The organism is Psychrobacter sp. FME13 (assembly GCF_014861395.1).
Classification (GTDB): Bacteria; Pseudomonadota; Gammaproteobacteria; order Pseudomonadales; family Moraxellaceae; genus Psychrobacter.
Map to the genome: position 1 here is coordinate 1 of NZ_RRYV01000151.1, position 7,484 is coordinate 7,484.

General features: G+C 42.0%; 7 protein-coding genes. 2 read left to right on the forward strand and 5 right to left on the reverse strand.

All coding sequences use genetic code 11. The features are described 5' to 3' along the window. Positions 1–124: 124 nt before the first annotated feature. From EI164_RS13280 to hflX, 3 genes are all read right to left on the reverse strand, one after another. Complete coding sequence (locus EI164_RS13280) at positions 125–814, reverse strand: LrgB family protein (protein ID WP_192520424.1); 690 nt, start codon at positions 812–814, stop codon at positions 125–127. Positions 815–847: 33 nt separating this feature from the next. Beyond that, on the reverse strand, positions 848–1,267 hold the full coding sequence (locus EI164_RS13285) for a CidA/LrgA family protein (protein WP_192520425.1): 420 nt from the start codon (positions 1,265–1,267) through the stop codon (positions 848–850). 512 nt (positions 1,268–1,779) lie between these two features. Then, a complete protein-coding gene (gene hflX / locus EI164_RS13290) occupies positions 1,780–3,207 on the reverse strand; it encodes a ribosome rescue GTPase HflX (protein ID WP_192520426.1) in 1,428 nt (475 codons plus the stop codon). Between the two features lie 299 nt (positions 3,208–3,506). Here hflX and EI164_RS13295 point away from each other — a divergent pair, with 299 nt between their 5' ends. Beyond that, on the forward strand, positions 3,507–4,337 hold the full coding sequence (locus tag EI164_RS13295) for a lysophospholipid acyltransferase family protein (RefSeq protein ID WP_192520427.1): 831 nt from the start codon (positions 3,507–3,509) through the stop codon (positions 4,335–4,337). Positions 4,338–4,476: 139 nt separating this feature from the next. Here EI164_RS13295 and EI164_RS13300 read toward each other — a convergent pair whose 3' ends face one another. Together EI164_RS13300 and EI164_RS13305 are read right to left on the reverse strand one after the other, a co-directional pair. Then, positions 4,477–5,517, reverse strand: coding sequence for an aldo/keto reductase (locus EI164_RS13300; protein WP_192520428.1), 1,041 nt, complete (start codon positions 5,515–5,517; stop codon positions 4,477–4,479). A gap of 34 nt (positions 5,518–5,551) precedes the next feature. Continuing rightward, positions 5,552–6,049, reverse strand: a complete 498-nt coding sequence (locus EI164_RS13305) for an FKBP-type peptidyl-prolyl cis-trans isomerase (RefSeq protein ID WP_192520429.1) — start codon at positions 6,047–6,049, stop codon at positions 5,552–5,554. 404 nt (positions 6,050–6,453) lie between these two features. Here EI164_RS13305 and EI164_RS13310 point away from each other — a divergent pair, with 404 nt between their 5' ends. After that, positions 6,454–7,125, forward strand: coding sequence for a DUF1294 domain-containing protein (locus EI164_RS13310; protein ID WP_192520430.1), 672 nt, complete (start codon positions 6,454–6,456; stop codon positions 7,123–7,125). Positions 7,126–7,484: the final 359 nt, after the last annotated feature.

Here is a 7,484-nt window from a genome sequence, read left to right on the forward strand (position 1 = left end):
TGCTTCGGCTGTCACCCTTCTTTTATTACTCCAGCATACTTTTTGATACACCACCAAAAAGTGAAGATAACTCGAGTGGGCTATTAAGAAACAGCTAGAAAGAATTTAGGGCTATATGGATCATTTAACCACTAAGTGCACTAATAAATACGGGTACCCAGACGGCGGTTACTAGACCGTTCACTGCCAATCCAAATGCAGCATAACGTCCCGCGGTTTGACTGATTTGCCAAGCTTCGACGGTACCAAAAGCATGAGCGGCTAGTCCAAGTGCTAGGCCTTTTGCACGATCATCATTGATACCACGAAACAAAAACCGCGCTAACATACCACCGATAAGCCCTGAGACAATAATAATTAAGTTGGCTAGGGCAAGGGGTGCTCCAATCAAATCAGCGACACTCAGACCAATCGGGGTGGTCACTGAACGTGTCGCAAAGGCAAGAATGGTGTCGTGACTTAATGACAGTAGATACGCTAATGACATCGGTAGTAATGCACCAACCATACTTGCAATGCCAACGATTAGTGTCAATTTTTTGACTGGCAACCCTTTAAAATTCATCGCTGCTAGCGGCACGGCTAGTAATACAGTGACATATCCTAATAGATGGTCAAATACGGGCTTGGCAACATCATAATAATCATCGTAATTCCATTGCAGAATGAACAAAAAGAGTAAGACAAGGGCTAAGGCAGTAATTACCATTGGCAACCATGCAAGCTTGCGTGCCAGTACACGAGCAATCACGTGTGCTGCTAAGGTTAGTACTATTGCTGCCAAGGTCGCCACAAATATATTGTCAAAACTCATCACAATTTCCTTGTTCTATATCACTCACAGCGATTATTTGTGCTCTTCAATAGTAGTGTGGTCAATATCGTTATTTAGCCAGTTGTTGGCAAGGATAGCCAGCCCCCACAATGGAAGCAACGTACTGATCATAATTGTTAGCATTACTCCCCATAGCTCGTCACCTAAGGCGAATAGTAGTAATCCTGCACCCGCAGAGACTGGTAAGAAAGCAAAGCCACTATCAACCAATAAAAGGTTACTGGCTTGCGTTAGCCAGCTTGGTAAGCCTTTGAGTAATCGCCATGTGATTAAAATGCAAAACATAGCGACCAAGCCGACAACATTGGCCGCTTTTTCGATACCTGCCCACTGACAGACAATAACGGCTGTCTCACGGACAATGATAACCATGATTAAAGTCAGGATTATTGCAAGCCATAGGGGCATATTAGAGGGATGAGTAGATTTCATAAGAAATGCTGGCCATGTCAGACATATAGGGTAGTTACAAGATTAGACTAGGGCGTGTCATCAATTAGATTGTGAGCCTTAAAATGAGAAAAATTGTAGATAAACAATGAAGCAATTGCCGTTGATATGAGTATATTGGCAAATTTGCTGATGATGTTTGGCAAAATTTAGCTATTTTGAGGCCACTACATCTATTAATATGCTAATTGATAACACGCGCTAGGTCATAATGCCTTAGTATATGTGTCCTATATATCAATGTTTGTTGAATAGATAACAAATGATTATATACAGAGTAATCAAACTAATAAAGTCTATAAGGTAATACCGTGCTTTGTTGTTTGGACTAGATATCAGTGTTCACGATATATATATCACAAAAAAAGATGACATCGATTGATATCATCCTCTTATTATGGCCTGTTGAACAGTCGAATATGGTACTAGCTGTGTCTTGTTTAGCTTTTATAGCTTTATAATCAGACCTTTACAATATTATATTTAAAATATTTCTATTTCGATGGATGTTCTGTTTCAGTGTTTAACGCATCGAAGTCATCAAACGCCTGTTCTTCAGCTGCCGTCATCGTCAGCTCTTCCTCTTCAGCAGGCTGCTCAAACTCTTCTAGTATCGGCATTAGTAGCGTTGCTTGCGCTAATGGCAATACATCTACAGGATCTAAATCGGCTTGACCAAGTAGTTGTCTGAGTCTATCACTTGGCAAGCGAATGGTTAAACACTCATGACCCGTATCATCATAGCTTTCTTCTTGAATGACACCGAGTTCATACAAGGTGTTTTTTAATTGTCCTGCATGATAGGGCAGCGTCAAATCAAAAGTGGTTAGTGTGCCAGTGAGCAACTGTTGCACTGCCAATGATAACTCTTCAATGCCCAAATTTTCCCTAGAAGAAACATAAACGCGATTAGGTTGGCCTTCACTAGCATAACCGACACGTGCAGGCTCGTCGGTCAAATCAATTTTGTTATAGACATTGAGTACAGGCACATCGTTGTCAATCTTAGCAAGTACGTCTTTGACTGCTTGAACTTGCTCATGCATGTCTTCACTAGAAGAATCGATGACATGTAATAATAAATCTGCCTCTAGAGTTTCTTCTAGCGTTGCATGAAACGACTCGACCAACTCATGAGGCAGATGACGGACAAAGCCTACTGTATCGACCAAAACCACACGTCCCACACCTTGCCAATCTAAGCGGCGTAGCGTTGGATCGAGCGTGGCAAATAGTTTGTCAGCCGCGTAAATGTTTTCATCGACCAAACGGTTGAATAGTGTGGATTTACCAGCATTGGTATAACCAACAAGCGATATCGTTGGTACATCTGATTTTTGGCGACGGGCTCGACCTTGTGCGCGTGTCTGTCTGACTTTCTCAATTTTACTTTTAAGCTGCATAACGCGTACTTGTAGCAAGCGACGATCCGTCTCAAGCTGAGTCTCACCTGGTCCACGCAGACCAATACCGCCTTTTTGACGCTCCAAATGCGTCCAACCTCGAACCAAACGCGTCGATAAATGATTCAGCTGTGCTAGCTCCACTTGTAGCTTACCCTCATAAGTACGGGCGCGCTGAGCAAAAATATCTAAAATCAAACCTGTACGATCAAGCACCCGACATTTTACCAATGCTTCAATATTACGCTCTTGTGAAGGCGATAAGTTATGGTTGAACAGTACGATATCGGCATCATGCTCGCGTACCAATTCTGCTATCTCTTCTGCTTTACCGCTGCCGACGAAATATCTGGCATCAGGACGTGCACGTGAACCAGTTACTAATGCCAAGCGATCTGCACCTGCTGAGTCTGCCAACAGCTCAAATTCACCAAGATCGTCAGGATCCTGAATTTGGCGGATGTCTAAATGTACTATAATGGCGCGTTCGCCACCTTCGTGTCTTTCAAAATAATCCAAAGATTGTCACCTATTTAATAAAGTAGAGATGTCGCTATTATATTAATCTAATAAACGTTTTAACAAACGTCGAAATAGCTTTTATATGACCTTCTATATAAGGTCTGATTGCTTGATGTTAAAGCGTATTGGTCCAATTATCGATATTTTTATGTTACAGAGCAGGTGATTGAATAAAATACCAACAAAAGCACTTCGTAACTCAGTGAACAAATCATCACTGACTGGCTAAATTTTGTTATACTCGCTACGTTTGCTTAAAATATACAATCATATGATTTTAATCACGAGGGATACAGATGAGCCAATCCAAGTCAGGCTTTTCACTCAGACAGCAGTTTGGTCGCGGTAAAAAAATCGCTGGTATGACAACAACGATCGCAGGAGGGCTAAGAACAGCCCAACGTATCGGTGCTTTTAGACAGCCACCACGTGAGAGATTGCCGCGCTATATTCAGACCTTTTGTCGTAAGATGGCAGGATCTTTTGGCGTAAAAGTTGTTGCGGTTGAACGAGTAGAGCAGCATCATGGCTTATGGGTATCTAACCATGTGTCATGGATGGATATTCCGGTTGTAGGGACACTGAGCCCAGCCTTTTTCTTATCCAAAGCTGAGATCGGTGAGTGGCCAGTATTTGGTAAGTTGGCTCATGCGGCAGGTACGGTGTTTATTGAGCGTGGTTCCGGTGATGCAGGCTCGGTTGCGGAGCAAATTGCTGATTTTCTAAAAAAAGGCTATTCCGTCATATTTTTTCCAGAGGCAACCACCACTGATGGCAAAAAAATCAAGCGTATTCATGGTAAATTGCTGCAAGCGGCGATAGACGCTGATGTACCAGTTCGTCCTCTAGTGATTACTTATGTCAATAAAGACGGTACATTGAGCAAAGAGTTACCTTATTACGGTAAGCTGACGATGAAAGACAGCCTCAAAAAAGTACTTGATAGCAAAGACATTACCGCATATGTATTACCGCTTGAACCGATAGATCCAAAAGGATTGAATAAGAGTGAGATAACCAATATCTTGCAAGCACGTATGCAAGAAGGTTTGACTGAGTTGCATAATCGAGTACTGACTAAAACAGCCCTAGAGCAATTGGCTGAAGAAAAAGCCTCTAAAGCATAAAACTTTGAGATAAGTAAGAGATGCTCAGAGTGTTAGATGGCTATTCATAAAAAGGCGCCAATCGCAATGATTATTCTTGCGATTGGTGCTTTTTCTTTTAGAAAGCTGTCGTCGGTTGATAATTTAATCAGTCGATAGTTTAAGGTGAAGGGTTTGGGTGCTGGGTATGTACGGCCTCAATGGCTTCTAATACATCTGCCGTTAGATCTACATTGACACTGTCGATATTAGATTTGAGCTGTTCTAACGAGGTGGCTCCAATGATATTACTGGTGACAAAATGACGAGAGTTTACAAAAGCCAATGCCATTTGAGCCATATCTAAACCTGCATCAGCAGCAATCTTGGCGTATTGAGCGGTGGCTGAGATGGCCTCTTCATTGGTATAGCGGGCAAAGCGATCATACATGGTTAGACGTGCGCCTGCTGGGCGTTTACCATCAAGATACTTACCTGACAGCACACCAAAACCGAGGGGTGAGTAAGCAAGTAGGCCTACGTTCTCACGATGGGCAATCTCTGCCATATTGATTTCATACAAGCGGTTCAATAGGCTATAAGGGTTTTGTACAGTGACAGGTGCAATTAAACCATTTTTATCCGCTTCCCACAGATAGCGCATGAGCCCCCATGCCGTATCGTTCGATAGACCATAAGAGCGAATGCGGCCTTTTTTAATCTCATCGTTCAATGCTTGAATGGTCTCTAAAAAAGGCGTCAAATCCTCTAGAGGTTGCGCTGCCATCTCTTCGGTATAACCAAGCTGGCTAAAAAAGTTGGTTTGGCGTTCAGGCCAATGCAGCTGATAAATATCGATATGGTCTGTTTGTAGACGCTTAAGATTGTCATCAATGGCGCCACTGATATGCTTCGCGTTGAAACGCGTCTGCCCATCACGCAAAAACCCCATTGGTGATATTTTGCTGGCAAGAATGACTTTGTTACGCTGTTTGGTTTTATTAAACCAAGTGCCCATAAAACGCTCTGTGTCACCTTGTTTGTCTTTATCTGGTGGCGACGGATACATCTCTGCCGTATCCCAAAAGTTCACACCCTCAGAGAGTGCCATATCCATTTGTTCATGTGCTTCAGACTCAGTATTTTGCTGCCCCCACGTCATCGTCCCTAGACAAATCTTGGAAACTTGTTCGTCGAGTTGTGGCAGTTTTTGATATTGCATATTGTGTCCTTATTATTGTACTAGACTTCTTGTATTAGACGAGCTGTATACCAGTCACACCAGGTGGTGTCACTTTAAATACTTTTACTTTAAACAGTAGTGATTGCCCAGCGAGCGGGTGATTGAAGTCTACTTCGACTTGGTCATCATCGATGGCACTAATCGTTCCGGGCAAGGTGTTTTTGCCTTTGTCTTCAAACTCAACCATCATGCCAATCTCTGGGTTGTCCGCGATTAGCGCAAACTGAGTACGGCTAAAATGTTGGATATTGTCAGGATTCCATTCCCCAAAAGCCTGTTCTGGCTCAAGATGGGCAGTGCGAGTGTCCCCTGCACGTAGGTTCATTAATACTTGCTCAAAGCCTGGCAACAAGCTCTCATCGCCAATTGTTAAGCTTACCGGTGTATCGCGACTAAAAGTAGAGTCAATCACCGTACCGTTTTCTAGTGATACTTCAAAATGCAGTTTTACTAGGCTACCGTGTGTGATACGGGTGTCTTCATTGGGATTGATAAATTGTGAGTCGGTCATAGTCAAAGGCCATTCGTTGCGAAATTGGGATGTTAAATCAAAAAATAATATAAGAAATGATAAGTCATCTGACAGCGTATGTAAGCGTAAAAAATGTAACGCAAATAGTGTACTATAGTCGGCTCAGGAAGGTTCATATCAGGACAGTTCATATATAGTCAATCCACTATGAAATAAATACAGCGATACGGGTTACATTTTGCGCAGCTTCTGTCTGCGTAGGCACAGCAAGCAAGAAAAATGTAGCCCATATCTAGTGGTTGTGCCTCTTTTATTTAGGGCTGACTATACTAGACAGGCGATTGAAATACTACAACTCATCGGCTGAGCAAGTATGAAAGCGTATCTGACTTATATGAGGTTGATTACGTATTTAGCGAATTTAAGAGAGAGTGGGCATATCGATGGCTAGTAAACAGCAGGGGCAAGTTAAAAAATGGCAAGACGATAAAGGTTTTGGCTTTATTGAAACAGAGAATGGTGACTCATTATTTTTTCATATCAATGAGTTCAAAGCGCGTCGTCGTCCGGATGTCGGTGAGCAAGTGGTTTTTACACTTGGTCGAGACAATCAAGGGCGAATGCAAGCAAAAGATGTGCAAGAGCTCAAATTTGTCCAACAGAAAATGGCAAAAAAGAATCAACAAATACGTCAGCGTAACCATAAGCGAAGCGCGCAAGCAGAGTTTGAAGCAGGACAAAAGAAAAGGTTGTTTTTAGGTGCTGGGTTTTATGGTGTCTTAATCCTATTGGTAGTCATGGATAAACTGAATTGGCTAGTAGTCGGTTGGTATGCCGCGTTGGGTGTTATCACTTATACAATGTATGCCAAAGACAAAGCAGCAGCACAGAATGGTGACTGGCGTACGCCTGAGTCTACGCTGCACTTATTAAGTATATTAGGTGGCTGGGTAGGAGCATTGATTGCACAGACGTATCTACGCCATAAATCACAAAAGCCTGAGTTTCGTGTGACCTATTATTTGACCGTTGTTATTAATATGGCGGGGTTGTTGTTTGTGTTAGCGGGTGGTGGGTTGGAGGCTTTAAAAGGTTTGCTAGATTCTTTAATTTAGGAGTATTTGTTTATAGTTAACGGTAAAGTTTTGACACCCATATCTAAAATAAAATTTGAAAAGCCATAGGTCTTTAAGTGGCTTGTAAAAATGTTCTAGGTATCATAACTTCTACTTAATCTAAAATATTTTTATGGATGATTTTCAATATTTTTATTAGCTAACTGTTTTATTGCAGTAGATAGTTCTGAATAAGTAGCAATTATTGGGTTAAGTCGAAGTAAACTAGAGAGTACAATAGTTTTTTTGGTTCCAAGAGACTGAGTTAGCGCATCTGAAGACAAGATATAAAATTGCCATTGGTGGGAGTTTCCCAAACTCTGTGTAACTGCTTATAATCCACTAACAGGAGAATAAGC

Excerpts from the sequence above, each read along its gene's own strand:
- EI164_RS13280 (WP_192520424.1), bottom strand. The coding sequence starts at position 814 with ATGAGTTTTGACAATATATTTGTGGCGACCTTGGCAGCAATAGTACTA.
- EI164_RS13285 (WP_192520425.1), bottom strand. The coding sequence starts at position 1,267 with ATGAAATCTACTCATCCCTCTAATATGCCCCTATGGCTTGCAATAATC.
- EI164_RS13295 (WP_192520427.1), top strand. The coding sequence starts at position 3,507 with ATGAGCCAATCCAAGTCAGGCTTTTCACTCAGACAGCAGTTTGGTCGC.
- EI164_RS13300 (WP_192520428.1), bottom strand. The coding sequence starts at position 5,517 with ATGCAATATCAAAAACTGCCACAACTCGACGAACAAGTTTCCAAGATT.
- EI164_RS13305 (WP_192520429.1), bottom strand. The coding sequence starts at position 6,049 with ATGACCGACTCACAATTTATCAATCCCAATGAAGACACCCGTATCACA.
- EI164_RS13310 (WP_192520430.1), top strand. The coding sequence starts at position 6,454 with ATGGCTAGTAAACAGCAGGGGCAAGTTAAAAAATGGCAAGACGATAAA.